This window comes from Afipia sp. MLSD5-FHT05B12 (assembly GCF_058793355.1).
In genome coordinates, this window is sequence record NZ_JBXAFS010000002.1 from 29,544 (window position 1) to 52,330 (window position 22,787).

The following is a 22,787-nucleotide window of genomic DNA, read 5'->3' on the forward strand; positions in this document are numbered from 1 at the left end:
ATGCGGTTTGTCCACCTCTTCGTCATCTGCGCATTGGTCTTCGGTGCGGCTTACGTCTACCGCATCAAGATGGAATCGACGGTGCGGACCGAAAGCGTTCTGCGGCTGCGTGCCGACATCCGCAAGGAGCGCGATGCCATCGCCGGCCTCAAGGCGGAATGGGCCAAGCTTGAATCGCCGAAGCGCTTGCAGGAACTGGCCTCGCGCCACCTGTCGCTGCGCTCGATCGAGGCCACGCAGTATGACTCGCTGAAGAACCTGCCGCCGCGTCCGCCGAACTTCGCCAGGCCGGGCGATCCCGATCCGATCGGCACCATGATCGAAAGCGTCGATCTCGAAGCCCTCGCCGCCGCGGCCTCTGAGGATGAATCGCTGACAGGGTCGATACCCAGGCCGGAGGGCGCGCAGTGACCGATCAGATCACGCGGCCTGCTGAGCCTTGGCGGCAACGGCTGATCCGCACGCTGCTTTACGGAAAGAATGTGGACCGTTCGGCCAAGGCGCGCGCGCGCGTCGGCCTTGCGATCGTCGCATTCGCGACGGTGTACGCGATCATCGCGGGCCGCCTCGTCATGTTCGCGATCGGCGGCGACGGTCACGGTGCGCGGCGCACGGCCTCGCAGGATGCCATCGCCACCGCGCGGCCCGACATTCTCGACCGTAACGGGATGGTCCTCGCCACCGACGTCAAAACGCCGTCGCTGTTCGGCGAGCCGCGCCGCATCATCGACAAGGACGAGGCCATCGAGCTTCTCACCGGGACCCTGCCGGATCTCGACGCCGGCGAAGTGCGCGACCGTCTCTCGTCGAAAAAAGGCTTCGTCTGGCTGAAGCGCGAAATCACGCCGACGCAGCAGAAGGAGATTTATCGTCTGGGTCTCCCCGGCGTCGGGTTCCTGCGCGAGAACAAGCGCGTTTATCCGAGCGGCCCCGTGGTGTCCCATCTGATCGGCCATGTGAATATCGACAACCAGGGCATTGCCGGCATCGAGAAGTGGCTGGACAGCAACGGCCTCGCTGACCTGCATCGGGCCGGCTTCGCCACCGACCGGCAGCAGGAGCCTGTGAATCTCGCGGTCGATCTGCGCGTCGAACATGCGTTGCGCGACGAATTGCTCAAGGCCAAGGACAAGTACAAGGCCAAGGCGGCCGCGGGTCTGGTTTCGAATGTGAACACCGGCGAGATCATCGCGATGGTTTCGGTGCCGGACTACGATCCCAACAATCCGCGCGAAGCCAACGACCCGACCCGCATCAACCGCCTGACCACAGGTGTGTATGAAATGGGATCGACGTTCAAATCGCTGACGCTCGCGATGGCGCTCGATTCCGGCCGCGCCACCATCAACACACTCTACGATGCACGTGCGCCGCTCACCTACGGCAAGTTCAAGATTCACGACACCCACAACCTCGGCCGCTCGGTTCCGATGTGGGAGGTCTTCACGGAATCCTCCAACGTCGGCGCGGCGCGTGTCGCGCTGTCGATGGGTGTCGAGGCGCACAAGGCGTTCCTGCGCAAGCTAGGCCAGTTGACGCGGCTGCGCACCGAACTGCCCGAAAGCGCGGAGCCGCTGGTGCCGAAGCGCTGGGGTGAACTGAACACCATCACCATCGCGTTCGGACACGGCATGGCGGTGGCGCCGTTGCAGGCCGTGATGGGTATCAATGCGCTGGTCAATGGCGGCTATCTGATTCCGCCGACGTTCCTGAAGCGGTCGCGTGAGGATGCGATGCAGGTCGCCAAGCAGGTCGTGAAGCCGGAGACCAGCGCCAGTATGCGCTACATGATGCGGCTGAACGCGGAGCGAGGCACGGCGCGCAAGGCCGACGTCAAGGGATACTATGTCGGCGGCAAGACAGGCACCTCGGAAAAGGTCGTCAACGGCCGTTATTCCAAGAAGCAGGTGCTGAATTCCTTCACCGCCATCATGCCGGCCGACAAACCGCAATATCAGCTGCTGATTATGCTGGATGAGCCGCAGCCGCTGCCCGAAACCCACGGCTTTATCACGTCGGGCTGGAACACGGTCCCGACCGGCGGCAAGGTGATCGAACGGATCGCCCCGCTGCTCGGGATGGTGCCGCGGTTCGACTTGCCGCCGTCCGACCGCCTTATTCTTGCGGCATCGAAGGAAAGCCGGTAACCGCGACTCTCCACCTCTCCCCGTGGAGGAGAGGTCGCGAGCAAAGCGAGCGGGGAAGGGGGTTCGAATTTCAGATCGATGTCTGGTACCCCTCATCCCAGCCCTCTCCCCATAGGGGAGAGAGAGTTCTATCGTGCGTGTGTTGGATTCGATCCTTCATTCGGTCAGGTTCCAGGGTGAAATGAAACTACGCGACCTTTTTAGCGGGGATGCCGTGGTCGGCGCGCAACATGCCGATGTTGCGGTCACGGGCATTGCCGTGGACAGCCGCGCGGTGAAGCCGGGTGATGTTTTCTTCGCGCTGGCCGGAGGCAAGACCGACGGCGCGCGCTTCATCGATCAGGCGATTGCGTCCGGCGCTGTCGCAGTCGTCAGCGGCCGTATTCCTGAGAGCGACAATCGTGTTCCGTTCATCGCCGTGCCGAACCCGCGCCGCATGCTGGCGCTCGCCGCCGCGAGATTTTACCCGCGCCAGCCCGCGACCATCGCCGCCGTCACCGGTACCAGCGGCAAGACGTCCGTCGCTGTATTCACGCGGCAGATATGGCAGCGTCTCGGCCATGCGGCCGCGAGCATCGGCACCATCGGTCTCGTGTCGCCGAAACGCACGGTCTACGGCTCGCTGACCACACCCGATCCGATCGCGCTGCATCGGTCGCTCGACGAAATCGCGGGCGAGGGCGTGACCCATCTGGCGTTCGAGGCGTCATCGCATGGTCTCGACCAGCATCGCCTCGATGGGGTGCGCGTCAGCGCCGGTGCATTCACCAACCTGTCGCGCGACCACATGGATTATCATCCAACCGTCGAGCACTATCTTGCGGCGAAGCTGCGGCTGTTCACGGATTTGATCGTCGATGGCGGGACTGCGGTGATCGCCGCCGATCATGAACATTCGCAGGCCGTGATCGATGCCGCGCGCATCCGCAAGCTGCGGATTGTCACGGTCGGACGCAAGGGCGAAGGCATCAAGCTTCTCGATGCTGGCGTGGACGGGTTCGCGCAAAAGCTGACGCTTGAATACGACGGCAAGCGCTATCAGGCGCGGTTGCCGCTGGTGGGAGAATTCCAGATCGAGAATGCGCTGGTCGCGGCAGGATTGGTCATTGCCACCGGCGGCGATGCAGCGCGTGTCTTCGCGGCGCTGGAACATCTTGAAGGCGCGCCCGGTCGTCTTGAACTGGTCGGCGAGCACAACGGCGCGCCGGTGTTCGTGGACTATGCGCACAAGCCCGACGCGCTGGCGAAGGCGCTGGAAGCGCTGCGGCCCTATACAAAACGCAAGCTCGTGGTGGTGTTCGGCGCGGGTGGCGACCGCGACGCCGGCAAGCGTCCGCTGATGGGGGCGATCGCCGCTGAGAATGCTGATACTGTCATCATTACCGACGATAATCCGCGGTCGGAGAATCCAGCTTCGATCCGTGCCGCCATCATGGCGGCTGCGAAAGGCGCGAAGGATATCGCCGACCGCGCCGAGGCGATCCGCGCTGCTATCGCAGGCCTGCAACAGGGCGATGCGCTGCTGATCGCAGGCAAGGGCCACGAGACCGGTCAGATTGTTGGAGATAAAGTGTTGCCGTTCAGCGATCACGACGCCGCCGCGGCGGCATTGGCGGAGCATGCCGCATGAATGCGCCATTGTGGACGAGCGCAGCGATGGCGATGGCGATGCAGGCCTCAACGCGCGGCGCTTTGCCGGATGCGATCACCGGCATATCCATCGATAGCCGCACGTTGACGCCGGGCGAGGCTTATTTCGCTATCAAGGGTGATGTGCATGATGGACACGACTTCGTCGAGGCCGCGCTGAAGAACGGCGCGGGACTCGCGGTGGTCTCCAAGGCGCATGCGGACAAATTCGCCGCCGATGCGCGGCTTCTGGTGGTCGAGGACGTACTCGCCGGACTGGTGGACCTCGGCCGTGCGGCACGGGCGCGGCTTGACGGAAAGGTCATCGCCGTCACCGGTTCGGTTGGCAAAACCTCGACCAAGGAAGCGTTGCGCGCCGTGCTCGGCGCGCAGGGCGAGACGCATGCGTCGGTCGCCTCGTTCAACAATCACTGGGGTGTGCCGCTGACCCTGGCGCGCTGCCCGGCGTCGTCAAAGTTCGCGATCTTCGAGATCGGCATGAACCATGCCGGCGAGATCGAGCCGCTGGTGAAGATGGTGCGGCCGCATATGGCGATCATCACCACGGTCGAGCCGGTGCATCTGGAGTTCTTCTCCGGGATCGAGGCGATTGCCGACGCAAAGGCTGAAATCTTCTCGGGTGTCGAGCCGGACGGAGCCGTGGTGCTTAATCGCGACAATCCGCAGTTCGCGCGGTTGAGCAAGAACGCGACGAAGGCCGGAATCAAACGCATCGTCTCGTTCGGCGGTGACGAAAAAGCCGATGCGCGGCTGATCGATGTGTCGCTGCATCCCGCATGCTCGGCGATCCACGCCAGTATTCTCGGCCAGGACATCACCTACAAGATTGGCATGCCGGGACGGCACATGGCGATGAACTCGCTAGCGGTGCTCGCCGCAGCCTCGCTCGCGGGTGCCGATCTTGCGCTGTCGGCGCTGGCGCTGGCACAACTCAAGCCGGCCGCCGGGCGCGGGGTGCGCGAGGTGCTAACCCTCACGGAAGGCGCTGCCACACTGATCGATGAAAGCTACAACGCCAATCCGGCTTCGATGAAGGCCGCGATCAACGTCCTCGGTCAGGCCAATGTGGGTCCGCGCGGGCGTCGCATTGCGGTACTCGGCGACATGCTGGAACTTGGCGTGGCCGGCCCCGATCTGCACCGCGGCCTCAGCGAGGCCATCAAGGCGAACAATATTGATGCGGTATTTTGCTGTGGTCCGCTGATGCTCAATCTCTGGGAAGCCCTTCCTTCCGCCAAGAAGGGCGGCTATGCCGATCATTCAGCCGCGCTCGAACAGCAGGTTGTCGCTGCTATCGGCGCCGGCGATGCCATTATGGTCAAGGGTTCGCTTGGTTCTCGTATGAAAGTTATTGTGACCGCGCTGCGAAAGCGTTTTCCAGAAAAAGCCGCACTCGACGGCGCCACACACTAAGGCAATTGGAATGTTTTATTGGCTCACTGAATTGGCCGGCACCATCCCCGGCATCAATGTGTTTCGCTACATCACCTTCCGCACCGGCGGCGCGATGGTCACCGGTGCATTGTTCGTGTTCATGTTCGGGCCCTGGATTATCGACCAGCTTCGTCTGGCGCAGGGCAAGGGCCAACCGATTCGCGCCGACGGGCCGCCGACGCATCTGGTGACCAAGAAAGGCACGCCGACCATGGGTGGCCTGATGATCCTGTCGGGATTGATCGTCGCGACATTACTGTGGGCCAACCTGCGTAATCCCTATGTCTGGATCGTCTTGCTGGTCACACTGGGTTTCGGCTTCGTCGGCTTCTATGACGACTATCTGAAAGTCTCCAAGCAGACCGACAAGGGATTCTCCGGGCGCTCACGCCTCGCGGTCGAGGGACTTATCGCGCTGATCGCTTGCGGCTGCATTGTCTGGTTCGGCCGCAATGCATCGGTCACCGCGGTGTCGATTCCCTTCGTCAAGGAGTTCATGCTCAACATCGGCTGGTTCTACGTGATGTTCGGCATGTTCATCATCGTCGGTGCCGGCAACGCCGTGAATCTCACCGACGGTCTCGATGGCCTCGCCATCGTGCCGGTGATGATCGCGGCCGCAAGCTTCGGCATGATCGCCTATCTCGTCGGCAACGCGGTGTTCGCCGAATATCTGCAAATCCGCTATGTCCCCGGCACCGGCGAACTCGCGGTGCTGTGCGGCGCGGTACTCGGGGCGGGCTTGGGCTTTCTCTGGTTCAACGCGCCGCCGGCCTCGATCTTCATGGGCGACACCGGCTCGCTCGCGCTCGGCGGCATGCTCGGCGCGATCGCGGTCGCCACCAAGCATGAGATCGTACTGGCGGTGATCGGCGGGCTGTTCGTGGTCGAGGCGCTGTCCGTCATCGTGCAGGTGGCGTCGTTCAAGCTCACCGGCAAGCGCTTCTTCCGCATGGCGCCCATCCATCATCATTACGAGCAGAAAGGCTGGACCGAACCGCAGATCGTGATCCGGTTCTGGATCGTCTCGGTGATGCTGGCGCTGGCCGGCCTCTCGACGCTGAAGCTGCGGTGAACGCGTGACGCCGGTCACTTCCTTCAAAGGCAAGACGGTTGCGGTGTTCGGCCTCGGCGGGTCGGGGCTCGCGAGCTGTCATGCATTGAAGGCTGGCGGCGCGAAGGTGATCGCCAGCGACGACACGCCTGCGAAGATGGCGGAAGCGGCGAAGGCCGGTTTCACCACGGCCGACTTGCGTAACGTCTCCTGGGCGGATTTCGCGGCGCTGGTGCTGACGCCGGGCGTGCCGCTGACGCATCCCAAGCCGCACTGGACCGTGGTTGCCGCGAAACAGGCAGGCGTCGAGGTGATTGGCGACATCGAGCTGTTCTGCCGCGAGCGCAAGCGCCATGCACCTGACGCACCGTTCGTTGCGATCACCGGCACCAACGGCAAGTCCACCACGACAGCGCTGGTTGCGCACCTGATGCGCGAGGCTGGTTATGACACCCAGATGGGCGGCAATATCGGCACCGCGATCCTGTCGCTGGAGCCGCCTGCGACGGGCCGCGTTCATGTGATCGAGATGTCGTCGTACCAGATCGATCTCACGCCATCGCTCGATCCGAGCGTCGGCATCCTGCTCAATGTCACCGAGGATCATATCGACCGTCACGGCAGCATCGAACACTACGCCGCGGTGAAGGAGCGGCTGGTGGCAGGCGTGCAGCAGGACGGGACCGCCATTGTCGGCGTCGACGATCACTGGTGCATGGCGATTGCCGACCGCGTCGCACGCAGGGGAAAGAACGTGGTCCGCGTGTCGGTGAAGCATCCGGTAGCCGACGGCATTTGCCTTGAAGGCGATACTATCGTCCGCGTCGACAGTGGCGCCCGGTCGCGGATTGCAAGCATCAATGAGATCGGTTCACTGCGCGGATTGCACAACGCGCAGAACGCGGCGTGTGCGTCGGCGGCGGTGCTGGCGCTCGGCGTCAGCCATGAGATGTTGCAGCACGGGCTGCGCAGTTTTCCGGGTCTTGCGCACCGCATGGAGCAGATCGGCCGCAATGGCCGCGTGCTGTTCATCAACGACTCCAAAGGTACCAACGCCGATGCCGCCGCACGCGCATTGTCGTCGTTCAAGGATATTTTCTGGATCGCCGGCGGCAAGCCGAAAACCGGAGGTATTGAATCCCTGCGTGAGTTCTTTCCGCGCATACGCAAGGCCTATCTGATCGGTGAGGCAGCGCAGGAATTTGCGGCGACGCTCGGCGATGTACCGCACGAAATCAGCAGGACGCTCGAGGAAGCGGTGCCGCACGCCACACGCGACGCGGAAGCGTCCGGAGCCGGAGAGCCGGTGGTCCTGCTGTCTCCGGCCTGCGCGTCGTTCGACCAGTTTCCAAATTTCGAGAAGCGCGGCGACCGCTTTCGTGAGGTCGCCAACGCACTGCCGGGCGGTCTGACGCCGGCGTAGGGCGATGTCTTCCTTCACCTCTCTCCAGCGGGGAGAGGGAGCTGACCATCGTTGCCGCGATCAGGGCATCGCAGACACTTTGACGAGAATTTTTCTCGTATTTGCCCATCCTTAACCCTCCTGAAACCATGATGCGGGAGTAATACCCCGTTAATCTTTTGCGCAGGACACGCACATGATCTCCCGCGAGCAACGCACGCCCCTGAGCGAATGGTGGTGGACGGTGGATCGGCTGCTGGTGGCCGCTTTCATCACGCTCATGCTGGGCGGTGTGATCCTGTCGCTGGCCGCGAGCCCGCCGGTGGCGGCGCGCATCGGGCTCGATCCGTTTCATTTCTTCAACCGGCACGTGCTGTTTCTGGTGCCATCGCTGGTTGTGATGCTTGGCGTGTCGTTCCTGTCGCCGCGTCAGGTGCGCCGCACCGCGCTGGTCGTGTTCACGATCAGCATCCTGCTGGTCGTGGCGACGCTGCTGCTCGGGCCGGAGGTGAAGGGTGCAAAGCGCTGGATCACCATTGTCGGCATCAACATTCAGGCGTCAGAGTCACTGAAGCCCGCCTTCGTGGTGCTGGTGGCGTGGCTGTTCGCCGAATCCGCCAAGCGGCCTGAAATGCCGGCAACGTCGATGGCGCTCGGCTTGCTGCTGATGACAGTGACGCTGCTGGTGCTGGAGCCGGATTTCGGCCAGACCATGCTGATCCTGATGGTGTGGGGTACGCTGTTCTTTATTGCCGGGATGCGGATGATCTGGGTATTCGGGCTGATGGGCGCGGGTGCTGTCGGATTGTTCGGTGCTTATATGATGGTGCCCCACGTGGCAGGCCGCATCAAACGCTTCATGGACCCTGCATCGGGCGATACATTCCAGGTCGACACCGCGATGGAAGCCTTCACGCATGGCGGCTGGTTCGGGCAGGGGCCGGGCGAGGGCACAGTGAAGCGCATTCTTCCCGATAGCCACACCGACTTCGTGTTCGCGGTCGCGGCCGAGGAATTCGGAATCATCCTGTGTCTCGCGCTGCTCGCGCTTTTCGCGTTCATCGTGATTCGTGCGCTGTCGCGCGCCTATGCCAGCGAGGATATGTTCGCGCGCTTCGCCGCCGCGGGTCTCGCGATCATGTTCGGCATCCAGGCATCGATCAACATGGCGGTGAATCTCCATCTGATGCCAGCCAAGGGCATGACCCTGCCGTTCATCTCCTACGGTGGATCGTCGATGATCTCGCTGGCCTATGGCGTCGGCATGTTGCTCGCCTTGACACGGCAGCGCCCGCGCGTCGAAATGGAATCGATCGGCGCTGCCAACGTCGCGCACGGCTTCGCCTGACGAGGCAGTCATGCCCAACACACCTTTGATCATGCTGGCGGCAGGCGGAACGGGCGGACATCTGTTTCCCGCCGAGGCGCTTGGCGTGGCGCTGATGAAGCGCGGCGTGCGCGTGCGGCTGATAACGGACTCGCGCGCTGTGCGCTACGGCGGAATGTTCACCCCCGACATGATGGATGTGGTGCCGAGCGAAACCGTGCGTGGACGCACGCCCTGGGCGCTCGCGCGTACCGGCGCGATTCTGGCGGCCGGCGGCGCGATGTCGCTCGCGCTGCTGCTGCGGCAAAAACCCAAGGCGGTCATCGGCTTCGGTGGTTATCCCACGCTGCCGCCTTTGATCGCGGCGAAATTGCTCGGCATTCCCACGATCATTCACGATTCCAACGCCGTGCTGGGCCGCGCCAACCGCTTGTTGTCGACGCGAGTCAGCGCAATCGCGACATCGCTGCCCGGCGCACTCGACCGTGATCCGGTGCTGGCTGGAAAAGCGATTGTTACCGGCACACCGATGCGGCCTGCGATCCTGGCCGCCGCCGCGGTGCCTTACGCCTCGCCGGATACAACGGGGCCATTGCGTCTGCTCGTCGTCGGCGGCAGTCAGGGTGCGCGCATCATGGCCGACATCGTGCCGCCGGCGATCGAGCGGCTGGAGCCGGCGCTGTGGCGCAGGCTGAGTCTCGTGCAGCAGGTGCGCGAGGAAGACATGACGCGAGTGCGCGCGGTTTATGATCGCCTCAAGATCGAGGCCGAGCTGGCGCCGTTCTTCGTTGATTTGCCGGCGCGGCTGGCGGCAACGCATCTCGTGATATCGCGATCGGGCGCGGGCACTGTTGCCGAACTCGGAGCAATTGGACGGCCATCGATCCTGGTGCCGCTGCCCGGCGCCATCGATCAGGACCAGTTCGCCAATGCAGGTGTGCTGGAGAAGGCGGGCGGTGCGATCCGGATTCCGCAAGCCGAGTTCACGCCGGATCGCCTCGCGGCAGAGATATCCGCGCTTGCTGCTGATCCCGCGCGGCTGACCGCGATGGCGCAGGCTTCACGCGCTATCGGCAAGCTCGACGCGGCGGAGCGCCTTGCTGACCTGTTGATCAAGGTCGCGGGCATTTGAAAATCAAACTTCGGGGTTGTGACCTCCACCCCGGCGCGTTGCGCCGACCCTCCCCACAAGGGGGGAGGGAAAAGAAAGTGAAATGCGCGCTTTGCGTTTATCCCTCCCCTCGATGGGAGGACGGCTGGCCGTAGGCCATATTTGGTCGGTGCTATCTATCGCCGTTTCACAGCTTCACGTTCTCGACCAGATAATCCAGAAACGCGCGCACCCGCGCCGGCAATTGTCCGCCGTGGCCGACGAACACAGCGTGGATCGGTTCGAGATCGCCCGGATTGAAGTCTTCAAGCACCGGCACCAGACGTCCTGCCTTGATATCCGCATCGACGTGAAAGCGGGCGAGGCGTGAGAGCCCTGCGCCCGCGGCCGTCAGCCGTTGCATGGCTTCGCCGTCGGAGACCAGCGCATTGCCGACAGGCGGCACCGAGACGCTGCTGCCGCTGCTGTCGCGAAACGGCCAGCCATCGATCTGCTTTGAAAAGCAGAATCCAAGCATGTTGTGCTTGGCAAGATCGGCGGGCGTGCGCGGCGTTCCGTGTTCCGCGAGATAGGCGGGAGCGGCGACCACGACCATCCGGCTCTCGCCGAGCTTGCGCGCGAGCAGACGGGACTCGCGCAGCGGCCCGACGCGGATCGCGATGTCCGCGCGCTCTTCCATCAGGTCCACCACCGTATCGGTCAGCGCCACGTCGACGCTGACGCCGGGATGCAGTTTGAGAAATCCTGGCAGCAGCGGCAGCAGCCAGTGCAGCCCGAACGGCACGCTGGTGTTGACCCGTACCCGGCCGCGCGGTGTTGCGCCAATTGCGGCTTCGCGTTCCGCCGTGTTGATGTCGTCGAGGATGCGGATGCTGCGGTCGTAATACGCCGTGCCTTCCGGCGTCAGTTGCAGTTTGCGGGTCGAGCGGTTGATAAGGCGCACGCCGAGCCGTGCTTCCAGTCGCGCAACCAGCTTGCTCACCGCGGAGGGCGTCATCCGGAAGGCGCGCGCCGCAGCCGAAAAGCCTCCTAGTTCCACCACGCGGGCGAACACTTCCATTTCACCGGATCGGTTGATGTCCTGACGTGCCATTGTGACTTTGGTTCACAAATATTGTTACTTACGGCAATCTAGTTCATGAATGGCTTTGCGTCCACTTCTCCGAAGTTGCCGGCGGTTGGCCGGATTCGTCTGAGGGATGCTCCATGCCACTCGCACTCTATGCGCTCACCGCCGGCGCTTTCGGAATCGGCGTCACTGAATTCGTCATCATGGGCCTGCTGATCCAGGTCGGCGCCGATCTCGGCGTCTCGATCCCGGCCGCTGGTCTTCTGATCTCCGGCTACGCGCTCGGAGTCGTGGTTGGTGCGCCGATCGTGACCATTGCCACTGCCCGCTGGCCGCGCAAAACCGTACTCCTTGCTCTGATGGCGATCTTCACCATCGGCAATCTCGCCTGCGCGATCGCGCCAAACTACTGGACCCTGATGGCGGCCCGCGTGCTCACCGCGTTTGCGCACGGCACGTTCTTCGGCGTCGGCTCGGTGGTCGCTACCTCGCTTGTCGCATCGGACAAGAAGGCATCGGCCATCGCGATCATGTTCACGGGCCTCACCGTCGCGACCATCCTCGGTGTGCCGTTCGGGACATGGCTCGGTCAGCATTTTGGCTGGCGCGCGACATTCTGGGCCGTCACCCTCGTTGGCGTGGTTGCTTTCACGATCATTGCAGCATTGGTTCCGGCCAGTAAGTCGGCGCCTGAAGCCTTCAATCTCAGGGAAGACCTGGCGGTTTTGAAGCGCGGCCCCGTACTCGCGGGACTGCTCACCACCGTTCTCGGATGGGTCGGTGTGTTCGCGGTCTTCACCTATCTCGCGCCGTTGCTCACACGAGTCACCGGCTTCTCCGATGCTGCCGTGTCGCCGATCCTTTTGGTGGTCGGGATCGGTTTGCTGATCGGCAACCTGCTCGGTGGCCGGTTTGCCGACAAGCGGCTGATGCCAACCGTGTTCGGCAGTCTGTTCGCGCTGGCGCTGGTACTCGCCCTGATGACGTTCGTGCTCCACCACAAGATCGCGATGGTTGTGTTCGCCGGCCTGTTCGGTGTTGCTGCCTTCGCAACGGCGCCGCCGCTCCAGATGTGGGTGCTGGACAGGGCGCATGGTGCGGGCCAGTCGCTGGCCTCGAGTTTCAACATCGCAGCGTTCAACCTCGGCAATGCCATCGGTGCGTGGCTGGGCGGGACCGTCATCGACCACGGGCCGGGCCTCGAATCGGTGCCGTGGATTGCGGCGCTGGTGCCGTTGGCTGGTCTGGCGCTGGCGATAGCCAGCCATCGGGCGGAAATGCGGCGCGCCACGCCGGTTCCGGCGGCTGTTTGCCCGGAGGCCGCCGAGTAGCGGACGGCGTTGGGCCTTTCCGGCCTGATTTGAAAAGAATCGTGTATTTTTCCGAACTGGCCGGGCTTGTCCCGGCCAGCTTCGTCTGTTTGAAGGACGCCATGGATGCCTGAGACGGCATCCCCCATGACTGGAAGAAATTGATGAGACTGCCGCGCGAGATCGGACCCATTCACTTCGTCGGTATCGGCGGCATCGGCATGAGCGGCATCGCCGAGGTGCTGTGCAATCTCGGCTACACCGTGCAGGGCTCGGACGCCGCGGAGAACGCCAACGTCACCCGGCTGCGCGACAAGGGCATCAAGATCTGCATCGGCCACAAGGCCGAGAACGTGAACGGCGCGGATGTCATGGTGGTCTCCACCGCGATCAAGCGCGACAATCCTGAACTGATCGCCGCACGCGGATTGCGGATTCCGGTGGTGCGCCGCGCCGAGATGCTGGCTGAACTGATGCGGCTGAAAAGCTGCATCGCCATCGCTGGCACCCACGGCAAGACCACCACGACCTCGATGGTCGCGACGTTGCTCGATGCGGGCAATATGGATCCCACCGTCATCAACGGCGGCATCATCAATGCCTACGGCACCAACGCGCGCCTCGGCGCGGGCGACTGGATGGTGGTGGAGGCCGACGAGAGCGACGGCACGTTCCTCAAGCTGCCCGCCGACGTTGCCATTGTCACCAATGTCGATCCCGAGCATCTCGATCACTTCAAGACCTTCGAGGCGGTGCAGGATGCGTTCAGGGCTTTCGTTGAGGGTGTGCCGTTCTACGGCTTCGCCGTGATGTGCATCGATCATCCGGTGGTGCAGGCGCTGGTCGGCAAGATCGAGGACCGGCGCATCATTACCTATGGCGAAAACCCGCAATCCGACGCGCGGCTTGTCGATCTGGTGCCGTTCAGCGGCGGCTCGAAATTCAAGGTCGCGTTCCGCCATCGCAAGACCAATGCCGCTCACGAGATTTCGGATCTCGTGCTGCCGATGCCGGGCCGTCACAACGCGCTAAACGCGACGGCAGCTATCGCCGTGGCGCACGAGGTCGGCATTTCCGATGACGTGATCCGCAAGGCGCTGGCCGGATTCGGCGGTGTGAAGCGGCGCTTCACCCGAACGGGCGAATGGAATGGCGTCACCATTATCGACGACTACGGGCATCATCCGGTGGAGATCGCCGCCGTGCTCAAGGCCGCGCGTGATTCCACCAAGGGCAAGGTGATCGCCGTGGTGCAGCCACATCGCTATACCCGGCTGCAATCATTGTTCGAGGAATTCTGCACCTGCTTCAACGACGCGGATACGGTCATCGTCGCGGACATCTATGCGGCAGGCGAAGATCCGATCCCCGGCGTCGACCGGGATTCGTTCGTGCTCGGCCTGCGCGCCCATGGCCATCGTGAAGTGATCCCGCTGCCGGGTGTCGACAAGCTTGCGTCGGTGGTGCGCGACGTCGCCAGACCCGATGATTTTGTCGTTCTTCTCGGTGCGGGCAACATCACGCAATGGGCCTACGCACTGCCGGGTGAGTTGCAGGCGCTGAAATAACGCGAGATGCCGATGGTCGTTCTCAGCGACGAGACCTGGCGGCGGCATGCCAACCCGTGGAGCGTGTGGACGCGCTACGCTGCGTTCCCGGTGCTTGTTGCGTCGCTGTGGAGCCGCATGTGGCTCGGCTGGTGGGCAGTGTTTCCGGTTGCGGTTGTCGTTGCATGGCTGATCTGGAATCCGCGCGCGTTTCCGCCTCCGGCTTCCACGAACAACTGGGCTTCGAAGGCGGTGCTCGGCGAGCGCATCTGGGTAGGCCTGAAGAAAGACGAAGTGCCGCCGCATCACCGCGTAGCTCCTCGCGTTGCAGCCTTTTTCTCAGCAGTCGGCGCCGTTGCTCTGATATGGGGGCTCGTCATGTTCGACGCGCCTGTCACCGTTTTGGCGATGCTGCTGGTGATTGCCGCCAAGACGTGGTTTGTCGATCGCATGGTATGGTTGTTTGACGACATGAAAGACACCAAGCCGGAGTATCGTTCTTGGCTGTACTGACTTTCCCCGACATCAGCGCCGATCTGAAATCCGCGATGCCCGATCTGCGAGGCCGTCTGCTCGCGAACGAGTCACTCGCGCCGCTGACATGGTTTCGCGTCGGCGGCCCGGCGCAAATCCTGTTCACGCCGGCGGACGAAGACGATCTCGCCTATTTCCTGTCGAAGCTGCCGGGCGATATTCCGGTTTACACTGTTGGCGTGGGATCGAACCTGATCGTGCGTGACGGCGGCGTCAGCGGCGTCGTTGTTCGCCTCTCGCCGCGAGGCTTCGGCGAGACCAAAGCCGAGGGCGATACGGTTCGTGCCGGCACGGCCGCGCTGGACAAGCGCGTGGCGGAAGCCGCCGCCGCCGCCAATATCGGCGGGCTCGAATTTTACTTCGGAATTCCCGGCTCGATCGGCGGCGCGCTGCGCATGAATGCAGGCGCCAACGGCGGCGAGACCAAGGATGTCCTGGTCGAGGCGAGGGGCATCACGCGTACAGGGGAGAAGGTCACGTTCTCCAACGCCGACATGAAATTCGTCTACCGCAATTCAGGCGTCGATACGTCGGTGATTTTCACTTCCGCACTTTATCGCGGGCGCGTCACCGATCCCGAGACGATCCGCGCCCGCATGGCCGAGGTCCAGAACCATCGCGAGACGGCGCAGCCGATCCGCGAAAAGACCGGCGGATCGACGTTCAAGAATCCGCCCGGTCACAGCGCCTGGAAACTGATCGACGCGGCGGGGCTGCGCGGCTTCCGCGTTGGCGGCGCGCAGGTATCCGAGATGCACTGCAATTTTCTCATCAACACCGGGGACGCGACCGGCCACGACATCGAAACGCTGGGCGAAACGGTGCGCGCGCGGGTGATGGAGAATTCAGGTATCGATTTGCACTGGGAAATAAAGCGGATCGGTATCCCGCTGCCCTAGTTCAAAGGGCGCGGCGCGATCTCTTCGGGTAACGACAGAAGCTGCGTGAGGGGCGCAGGCGAGACCCTGAACGCGCCGTTGAACGGATATTCCTGCAGCGCGATGATTCCCAGTGTGACAATCACCGCGCTCGAAAACACGATCATCGAAGCTGCGAATGCGCGTGGGCGTTCGAGGTGAACGACAGCGATCGCCACCTGTGTGAAGAGCGCCAGCAGAATCACGACAAGCCATTTCAGATCGTTGGTGTGGTCCGACGAAATGGCGATGCGCTCGTATCGCGTTGTGCCGATCCGCAGCGCGGAGCCGAGCATCGCGGATTGGACGGCGGAGCCTGACGCTTTACCGATGGACGGGACGCTCACTTCGTGCAGCAGGCCGTCATATGCGGTCCCCGTGATCGGCGAGGTGCGGCCCTTGTCGAGCGCCGGCCATTCGTCGGTAACGACCGATGCGACATACGCCTTGATGGCCCTGCGAATGGACTGCATGTCCGAGACCGACGCCACGCTCAGCGTATGAAGGTTATGTATTTCGCCAGCTTCCGCTTCGACGGCGCGATGGGCGCGGCGGTTGCGTTCGCTGACATCGTTGGCGAGGAAGCCGGTTAGCAGTGCGAACAGGATTGCAACCGAACCGAAGAATGGCGCGACCACGCCGGTCAGCGATTGCACATGCCCGGCCAGGGGACGGCGAAAAGCGATCAGCGCCAAAACCAGCGAGAAGCCGAAATAAAGTACGATAAGGATCGCGAAAATTCCGGTGGCGGACAGGTCGAGCCAGGCTCGGATCATGAAAATAGCCTCTTTGTTGAGCCCTTCTGCCGGCGCCCGATTCTTGTGTCGCGGCGACAATACCCGAATTGCCGCGGCTTGGTCATCGGCCCAAATCAGCGTAGGTAGGGCTCATTGGGAGCGGTCATGACTCGATTCAAACACGTCGCGGTGCTGATGGGCGGATGGTCATCGGAGCGGGAGGTCTCGCTGCGTTCAGGCAAGGCTTGCGCCGATGCACTGGAGCGCAAGGGCTATCAGGTCACGCGCATTGATGTGAAACGCAACATCGCGACCGTTCTCGAACAGTTGAAGCCGGATGCGGCATTGGTGATGTTGCACGGCCGGCCGGGCGAGGACGGCACCATTCAGGGCGTGCTCGAAACGGTCGGGATTCCTTATTCGCATTCCGGCGTACTGGCTTCGTCGCTGGCGATGCAGAAAGATCTCGCCAAGACGGTGATGGCGACGGCGGGGGTGCCGGTGCCGGAAGGGCTGACGTTGACCCGCGCCGAAGTAGCCAAGGGGCACGCCATGGCGCCGCCTTATGTCATCAAGCCGGTCGCGGATGGCTCCAGCGTCGGGGTTTTCATCGTCACCGAGGCTCATGCCCACCCTCCGCAGGAGCTGTTCCGTGAGGACTGGCCCCATGGCGAGCAACTCCTGGTCGAAAAATACATCGCCGGGAAGGAACTCACCTGCGCCGTCATCAACGGCGAGCCGACCGGGGTGATCGAGATCGTACCTTTAATCAAATTCTACGATTATGAGGCAAAGTACTCTCCGGGCGCATCAAAACACATCCTGCCTGCACCTATTTTACCTTTTGTTTACCAGGAAGTCCGAAGGTTAACGCTGGCGGCGCATGTGGCGCTTGGCTGCCGGGGCGTAAGCCGTGCGGATTTCCGTTACGACGATCGCATCGAGGGAACAGGGGGACTGACCTGCCTCGAGGTAAACACCCAACCCGGCATGACCGAGACGTCACTTGTTCCAGAGCTTGCGGCTCACGCAGGCGTAACATTTGACGAGTTGGTGCAATGGATGGTGGAGGACGCCTCTCTCGATCGGTGAGATCGCAGAGGCCCCAATCTAATCCTCAGACGAGGGGCGCTTCCGCAGCCCAGCGTCCGCGTGCCCGCGCGCAGGGTGCGGCTCGCCGCGCCAATGCCGCACCCGTCGCCCGATACGAAGAGCCGCACTGGATCGCCGTGCTGGAACGCCGCCGTCCGCGCGGTTTCGGACTTTTTGCAACCGCTGTTGTGCTGATCGGCGCCGCCGTGCTGGGCGTGGTCAAGGGCGGTCACACCGACGAAGTGCTGGGTGCGCTGAGCGACACCCGCAACGCCGCGGCCAATTCGGTCGGCTTCCGAATTACCAGCGTCGCGATTACGGGCCGCAAACAGCTCACGCAGGATGAGATTCTCGCCGTCGGCGGGGTCAATGGCCGCTCGTCGCTGCTGTTCCTCGATGCCGCGACCGCGCGCGACAAGCTGAAAGCCGATCCGTGGATCTCCGACGCCACCGTGCAGAAGCTTTATCCGGGCCGCTTGCAGATCGACATCACCGAGCGTTCGCCCTTCGCGCTGTGGCAGGAAAACGGCCGGGTGTCGGTGATTTCGGCCGACGGCACGGTGCTTGAGCCCTATGTGGCGCGGCGTTTTGTGTCGCTGCCGCTGGTGGTGGGCAAGGGCGCCGAAACCCGCGCCAGGGATTTCCTCGGACTGCTGGCGCAATACCCGCAGGTGCGTTCCCAGGTGAAGGCGATCGTGTTCGTCGGTGAGCGGCGCTGGAATCTGCGTCTGGCTGACGGTGTCGATGTTCGTCTGCCGGAATTCGAGGTTGAGAAGGCGCTGGCCACCCTGTCCAGGATGGACAAGGAGACCGGCCTGTTCTCGCGCGACATCACCGCCATCGACATGCGGCTACCGGATCGTCTGACCGTGCGCCTGTCGGAAGACGCGGCGAAGGCCCGCAACGATCTGCTCAAGGACAAGAAAACCAAGAAGGCTGGAAGCGCATGACCAGTCTCGACGGCGTCCAGACCCCGAAGACCCGGCAGATGCCGCCGAACAAGACGGCGCTGGTTGCGGCGCTCGACATCGGCACCAGCAAGATCGCCTGTCTGATCGCGCGGCTGAAGCCGTGCCCGCCGAGTGACGCCCTGCGCGGGCGGACCCATGCCGTCGAACTGATCGGGCTGAGCCACATCCAGTCGCGCGGCGTCAAGGCCGGCGCGGTGGTCGACCTCAATGAATGCGAACAGGCCGTGCGTCAGGCCGTGGCGCTCGCCGAGCGGATGGCCAAGGTCCGCGTCGAATCGGTGCTGCTGTCGGTTTCCGCTGGCCGCCTGCAAGGCGATATGGTCGAGGCCTCCTCTGAATTGCGCGGCGGTGCGGTGACGACCGCCGATATGAGCCGTGTCATCAGCGCAGGCATGCATCATGCGACGCCGCGAGGACGCACCGTGCTCCATGTTCTGCCCGCCACTTACTCGCTGGACGGCGTCAAGGGCGTCCGCGATCCGAGCGGAATGGTCGCCCGCCATTTCGGCATCGACATGAACGTCATTACCGCCGACGCGACGGCGGCAAAGAACCTGATGCTGGTGGTCGAGCGTTGTCATCTCAACGTCGAGGCCATGGCCTGCGCGCCTTACGCGGCCGGACTCGCGGTTCTGACCGATGATGAAGCCGATCTCGGCGCTGCCGTGGTCGAGATGGGCGCGGGCACCACGACGATCGCGACCTATTCAGCCGGCCAGTGTGTTCACGCCAGCGGATTTGCAGTCGGCGGGCAACACGTAACGATGGATTTGGCGCGCGGCTTGGGGGCCTGCATTGCGGATGCCGAGCGAATCAAGACGTTATATGGCACCGTGCTGACCGGCGGTTCTGACGCGCGCGAAGTCATGAGTGTGCCGACGGTGGGTGGTCACGACGGTGACGCGCCGCAGATTGTATCCCGCGCCACGATTGCAAACATCGTGAAGCAGCGGGTCGAGGAGATTTTTGAGATGGTCAGGGACCGGCTCGCGGATTCCCCCTTTGCGGCAGAGCCGCGGGCGCGAGTGGTGCTGACCGGCGGCGCATCGCAGCTCACCGGTATTCCAGATCTTGCCAGCAGGATTCTCGGCCGCGAGGTGCGTATCGGGCGCCCGCTCGGCTTTGGCCGGCTGCCCAACGAGGCCAAGAGCGCATCGTTCGCGGTGCCGACCGGCCTGCTGGTTTATCCGCAATTCGCACACCTTGAACACGTCGAACCGCGGCACACGCGGCAGCTCATGACAGGGACTAACGGTTATTTCGGAAAGGTCGGCAGATGGCTTCGAGAGGGCTTCTGATGATCTCAACACCGGATCGGACCAATTCATCAACCGCTTTGGCGTGCAGCCCAAGCCCCCACGCGCGCGCATAATCGAGAGGCAACCATGACCATCAATCTCACCCCCCCGGATGTTCGCGAGCTGAGGCCACGCATCACCGTGTTCGGCGTCGGCGGCGCGGGCGGTAACGCCGTCAACAACATGATCTCCGCCGGTTTGCAGGGGGTCGATTTCGTCGTCGCCAACACCGACGCGCAGGCCCTCACCATGTCGAAGGCCGAGCGCATCGTGCAGATGGGCACCCAGGTCACCCAGGGTCTCGGCGCGGGTTCGCAGCCGGACGTTGGCGCCGCGGCCGCCCAGGAAGTCATCGATGAGATCAAGGATCATCTCTCGGGCGCGAACATGGTGTTCGTCACCGCCGGTATGGGCGGCGGCACCGGCACCGGCGCTGCACCCGTGATCGCCGCCACCGCGCGCGAGATGGGCATTCTCACCGTCGGCGTTGTCACCAAGCCGTTCCACTTCGAAGGCCAGCGCCGCATGCGCACCGCCGAGGCCGGTATCACCGAGCTTCAGAAGGTGGTCGATACGCTGCTGATCATCCCGAACCAGAACCTGTTCCGCGTTGCCAACGAGAAGACGACGTTCGCCGACGCCTTCGCGATGGCCGACCAGGTGCTCTATTCGGGCGTCGCCTGCATCACCGACCTGATGGTCAAGGAAGGCCTCATCAACCTCGACTTCGCCGACGTCCGTGCCGTGATGCGCGAAATGGGCAAGGCGATGATGGGCACCGGCGAATCGACGGGCGAGAAGCGTGCGCTGACCGCGGCGGAAGCTGCGATCGCGAACCCGCTGATCGACGACAGTTCCATGCGCGGCGCGCGCGGCCTGCTGATCTCGATCACCGGCGGCAAGGATCTGACGCTGTTCGAAGTCGACGAAGCCGCTACCCGCATCCGCGAAGAAGTCGACAACGACGCCAACATCATCGTCGGCGCGACGTTCGACGAGAGCCTCGACGGCATCATCCGCGTGTCGGTGGTCGCCACCGGCATCGACACGGTGGCCGCCAGCCGCGCCGCGTCGGCGCCTCAGGTCACCTCGGGTGCGCCTGAAAGCCGCCTTGCCGAGCTGACCGCGCGTCTGCGCGCCGACAACCAGCGTATGGCCGAGCGCGCGCAGCAGCAGAAGACCGCTGCCGCACCTGCGCCGGTGCGCGCCACCGCCGACCAGATCGACCGCGCGGCGCTCGCCGCCATCGCGGAAGCCGTGTCTCCGACCGAGCGTCCGGCTCTGGCACCGATGCAGCCCGCTGCCTATGGCGACGTCAGCGTGCGTCCGATCCCGCCGAAGCCCTCGCTGTTCCCGGATCACGACGAGCCGATGAACCTCCAGGAAGCCGCTCCGCCTGCGTCGTTCATTCCGCAGCCTGCCGAGCGCATGCCGCTCCGCGCGCCGCGGATGCCGCAGTTCGAGGAATTGCCGGTTCCGGCGCAGAACCAGATCCGGCAGGCCCGCGGCGAGACCGCCGAGGAGCATCCGCCGCAGAAGCGCGCTTCGCTGCTGCAGCGCCTGGCCAATGTCGGCCTCGGCCGCCGCGACGAGGAAACCGAGCCGCCGATCGCCGCCCGTGCGTCCGGTCCGGCGATGCCGTCGATGCCGCCGCTGCCCGAGCGCAAGCCGCAGCGTCCGGTTCCCGCCGAGTTCGGCGGACCCGGTGGTCCGGTATCTGAATACGCTCGCCGCCCAGCGCCTCAGGGGCTTGATTCGCACGGACGTCCGGCTCCCGCCGCACCGCAGGGCGGTGGGGACGACCATCTGGATATCCCCGCCTTTTTGCGGCGTCAGGCCAACTGACGATTGTTACAATCGCTGAACGCAACAATGCCCCGGTCACAAGCCGGGGCATTTTGCATGAGGGCACCGGCCTCGCTGCCGGAAGATAAATTAAATATTTGTTTTTCCTGATAAAATCATTGAGTTACAGGCCGCCCTTGGCGGGGTGGAAGCCGGTCCGGGGACCGGGGAAAATGGCCAGACCGGCGGCGTGAATGCGGCGAGTTTGGGGTAACAATCTGTAAACAAGCGTGAGTGGCGCTCTTTGTTGCAGAGGTTAAGGTTCTCGCACTTTGGGGACGATCCACGGTCGCACCGCCGGCTCAACAGGCGAAACCAGTTCGGTTACAGCGACTTGGGATGACTAAAACTTTGGGCAAGCGGGAATGAAATCGAGTCGGCAGACAACGCTCCGGTCGCAGGTCACCGTGACGGGCATCGGCGTTCATTCTGGATCTCCGGTCAGCTTGACGATCGGACCCGCAGAGATCAATTCAGGTTTCGTATTCATCCGCGCCGATCGTGAAGTTGCCGCCGTCGCGGCCTCCGTCGTTGCAACCGATTTCGCGACCGTTCTGGGCGACCATCAGGGTCCGCTCGTTTCCACCGCCGAACATGTTCTGGCCGCGCTGCGCGGCATGGGCGTCGATAACGCCACCATCGAAGTCGATGGGCCCGAAGTGCCGATCATGGACGGCAGTGCCGCTCCCTTCGTGGATGCCATCGATCAGGCCGGCATCGTGCAGCAGAACGCCGCTCGCCGTTTCATCGAAGTTCTAAAGCCCATACAGGTCGAGATGGGCGAATCCTTCGGCGAACTGCGCCCCCATGCCGGCGGGTTCCGCGTTGAACTCGAAATCGACTTCGCCAATTCTTCAATCGGGCGACAGGCTTACGCCTTCGACCTCGACGCCGGCGGCTTCCGCCGCGATATCTGCCGCGCCCGTACCTTCGGCTGCGTCAGCGACGTCAACAAGCTCTGGAGCGCGGGCTATGCCCTTGGCGCTTCGCTTGAGAATTCCGTCGTATTCGATGACACCCGCGTGCTGAACACCGAAGGCCTGCGCTACGCCGACGAGTGCGTCCGTCACAAGGTTCTCGATGTAGTCGGTGATCTGGCGCTGGCCGGTCTGCCGCTGATCGGTCTCTATCGTTCGGTGCGCGGCGGCCACAAGCTCAACCATTCCGTGCTCACCGCGCTGATGGCCGACCGTCACGCCTGGCGGATCGTGGAAGCCATCGAGCCGGTACTCGAACGCCCGGCGGTTGCGCGCCGCGCCGCGCGAGGCCACGCCGATGTCGCAGGCGGCATGGTTGCGGTAGCCTACGCTCCCGACGTCTCCTGAGCGTTCGTGCGCTGATG

At 63.6% G+C, this 22,787-nt stretch carries 19 protein-coding genes; 17 read left to right on the forward strand and 2 right to left on the reverse strand.

Annotated elements, in window-relative coordinates:
* The 8 genes from ftsL to murG all read left to right on the forward strand — a co-directional run bounded on the left by ftsL (position 1) and on the right by murG (position 10,146).
* Positions 1-411 (forward strand): cell division protein FtsL, encoded by a 411-nt coding sequence (gene ftsL / locus AC1Q6J_RS02485; RefSeq protein ID WP_492277757.1) that lies wholly within the window; start codon positions 1-3, stop codon positions 409-411.
* Positions 408-2,147 carry a peptidoglycan D,D-transpeptidase FtsI family protein gene (locus AC1Q6J_RS02490; RefSeq protein ID WP_492277758.1) on the forward strand — a complete coding sequence of 580 codons (1,740 nt, stop codon included), beginning with the start codon at positions 408-410 and terminating at the stop codon, positions 2,145-2,147. Before ftsL ends, AC1Q6J_RS02490 begins: the two co-directional genes overlap by 4 nt.
* 181 nt (positions 2,148-2,328) lie before the next feature.
* Positions 2,329-3,777 carry a UDP-N-acetylmuramoyl-L-alanyl-D-glutamate--2,6-diaminopimelate ligase gene (locus tag AC1Q6J_RS02495; RefSeq protein WP_492278144.1) on the forward strand — a complete coding sequence of 483 codons (1,449 nt, stop codon included), beginning with the start codon at positions 2,329-2,331 and terminating at the stop codon, positions 3,775-3,777.
* Positions 3,774-5,210 carry a UDP-N-acetylmuramoylalanyl-D-glutamyl-2,6-diaminopimelate--D-alanyl-D-alanine ligase gene (locus tag AC1Q6J_RS02500; RefSeq protein WP_492277759.1) on the forward strand — a complete coding sequence of 479 codons (1,437 nt, stop codon included), beginning with the start codon at positions 3,774-3,776 and terminating at the stop codon, positions 5,208-5,210. The genes AC1Q6J_RS02495 and AC1Q6J_RS02500 overlap by 4 nt, the downstream gene beginning before the upstream one ends.
* A 10-nt stretch (positions 5,211-5,220) precedes the next feature.
* Positions 5,221-6,306 carry a phospho-N-acetylmuramoyl-pentapeptide-transferase gene (gene mraY / locus AC1Q6J_RS02505; RefSeq protein WP_492277760.1) on the forward strand — a complete coding sequence of 362 codons (1,086 nt, stop codon included), beginning with the start codon at positions 5,221-5,223 and terminating at the stop codon, positions 6,304-6,306.
* A 4-nt stretch (positions 6,307-6,310) separates the two neighbouring features.
* Entirely contained in the window at positions 6,311-7,708 is a 1,398-nt protein-coding gene (gene murD, locus AC1Q6J_RS02510; protein ID WP_492277761.1) for a UDP-N-acetylmuramoyl-L-alanine--D-glutamate ligase, read from the forward strand.
* 175 nt (positions 7,709-7,883) lie between these two features.
* The gene (gene ftsW, locus AC1Q6J_RS02515; RefSeq protein WP_492277762.1) at positions 7,884-9,035 is read left to right on the forward strand and encodes a putative lipid II flippase FtsW; all 1,152 of its coding nucleotides are present in this window, start codon (positions 7,884-7,886) and stop codon (positions 9,033-9,035) included.
* A 10-nt stretch (positions 9,036-9,045) separates the two neighbouring features.
* Positions 9,046-10,146: an undecaprenyldiphospho-muramoylpentapeptide beta-N-acetylglucosaminyltransferase gene (murG, locus tag AC1Q6J_RS02520; RefSeq protein ID WP_492277763.1), complete on the forward strand. Its 1,101-nt coding sequence runs from the start codon at positions 9,046-9,048 to the stop codon at positions 10,144-10,146.
* Between the two features lie 166 nt (positions 10,147-10,312).
* On the opposite strand, the gene AC1Q6J_RS02525 is transcribed toward murG, so the two are convergent.
* Entirely contained in the window at positions 10,313-11,218 is a 906-nt protein-coding gene (locus AC1Q6J_RS02525) for a LysR family transcriptional regulator (protein WP_492277764.1), read from the reverse strand.
* 113 nt (positions 11,219-11,331) lie between these two features.
* On the opposite strand from AC1Q6J_RS02525, the gene AC1Q6J_RS02530 reads away from it, so the two are divergent.
* The 4 genes from AC1Q6J_RS02530 (at position 11,332) to murB (ending at position 15,484) form a co-directional block, all read left to right on the forward strand.
* Complete coding sequence (locus AC1Q6J_RS02530; protein WP_492277765.1) at positions 11,332-12,525, forward strand: MFS transporter; 1,194 nt, start codon at positions 11,332-11,334, stop codon at positions 12,523-12,525.
* A 143-nt stretch (positions 12,526-12,668) separates the two neighbouring features.
* Positions 12,669-14,072 (forward strand): UDP-N-acetylmuramate--L-alanine ligase, encoded by a 1,404-nt coding sequence (gene murC / locus AC1Q6J_RS02535; RefSeq protein ID WP_492277766.1) that lies wholly within the window; start codon positions 12,669-12,671, stop codon positions 14,070-14,072.
* 12 nt (positions 14,073-14,084) lie between these two features.
* Positions 14,085-14,564 carry a DUF6653 family protein gene (locus tag AC1Q6J_RS02540; RefSeq protein WP_492277767.1) on the forward strand — a complete coding sequence of 160 codons (480 nt, stop codon included), beginning with the start codon at positions 14,085-14,087 and terminating at the stop codon, positions 14,562-14,564.
* A complete protein-coding gene (gene murB, locus AC1Q6J_RS02545) occupies positions 14,561-15,484 on the forward strand; it encodes a UDP-N-acetylmuramate dehydrogenase (RefSeq protein ID WP_492278145.1) in 924 nt (307 codons plus the stop codon). The genes AC1Q6J_RS02540 and murB overlap by 4 nt, the downstream gene beginning before the upstream one ends.
* On the opposite strand, the gene AC1Q6J_RS02550 is transcribed toward murB, so the two are convergent.
* Entirely contained in the window at positions 15,481-16,278 is a 798-nt protein-coding gene (locus AC1Q6J_RS02550; protein ID WP_492277768.1) for a bestrophin-like domain, read from the reverse strand. The genes murB and AC1Q6J_RS02550 overlap by 4 nt on opposite strands.
* Positions 16,279-16,404: 126 nt before the next feature.
* Here AC1Q6J_RS02550 and AC1Q6J_RS02555 point away from each other — a divergent pair, with 126 nt between their 5' ends.
* From AC1Q6J_RS02555 to lpxC, 5 genes are all read left to right on the forward strand, one after another.
* Positions 16,405-17,331: a D-alanine--D-alanine ligase gene (locus tag AC1Q6J_RS02555; RefSeq protein WP_492278146.1), complete on the forward strand. Its 927-nt coding sequence runs from the start codon at positions 16,405-16,407 to the stop codon at positions 17,329-17,331.
* Positions 17,298-18,281 (forward strand): cell division protein FtsQ/DivIB, encoded by a 984-nt coding sequence (locus AC1Q6J_RS02560; protein ID WP_492277769.1) that lies wholly within the window; start codon positions 17,298-17,300, stop codon positions 18,279-18,281. The genes AC1Q6J_RS02555 and AC1Q6J_RS02560 overlap by 34 nt, the downstream gene beginning before the upstream one ends.
* Entirely contained in the window at positions 18,278-19,600 is a 1,323-nt protein-coding gene (ftsA, locus tag AC1Q6J_RS02565; RefSeq protein WP_492277770.1) for a cell division protein FtsA, read from the forward strand. Before AC1Q6J_RS02560 ends, ftsA begins: the two co-directional genes overlap by 4 nt.
* A gap of 87 nt (positions 19,601-19,687) precedes the next feature.
* Positions 19,688-21,445, forward strand: a complete 1,758-nt coding sequence (gene ftsZ, locus AC1Q6J_RS02570) for a cell division protein FtsZ (RefSeq protein ID WP_492277771.1) — start codon at positions 19,688-19,690, stop codon at positions 21,443-21,445.
* Positions 21,446-21,810: 365 nt separating this feature from the next.
* Positions 21,811-22,770 carry a UDP-3-O-acyl-N-acetylglucosamine deacetylase gene (lpxC, locus tag AC1Q6J_RS02575; protein WP_492277772.1) on the forward strand — a complete coding sequence of 320 codons (960 nt, stop codon included), beginning with the start codon at positions 21,811-21,813 and terminating at the stop codon, positions 22,768-22,770.
* Positions 22,771-22,787: the final 17 nt, after the last annotated feature.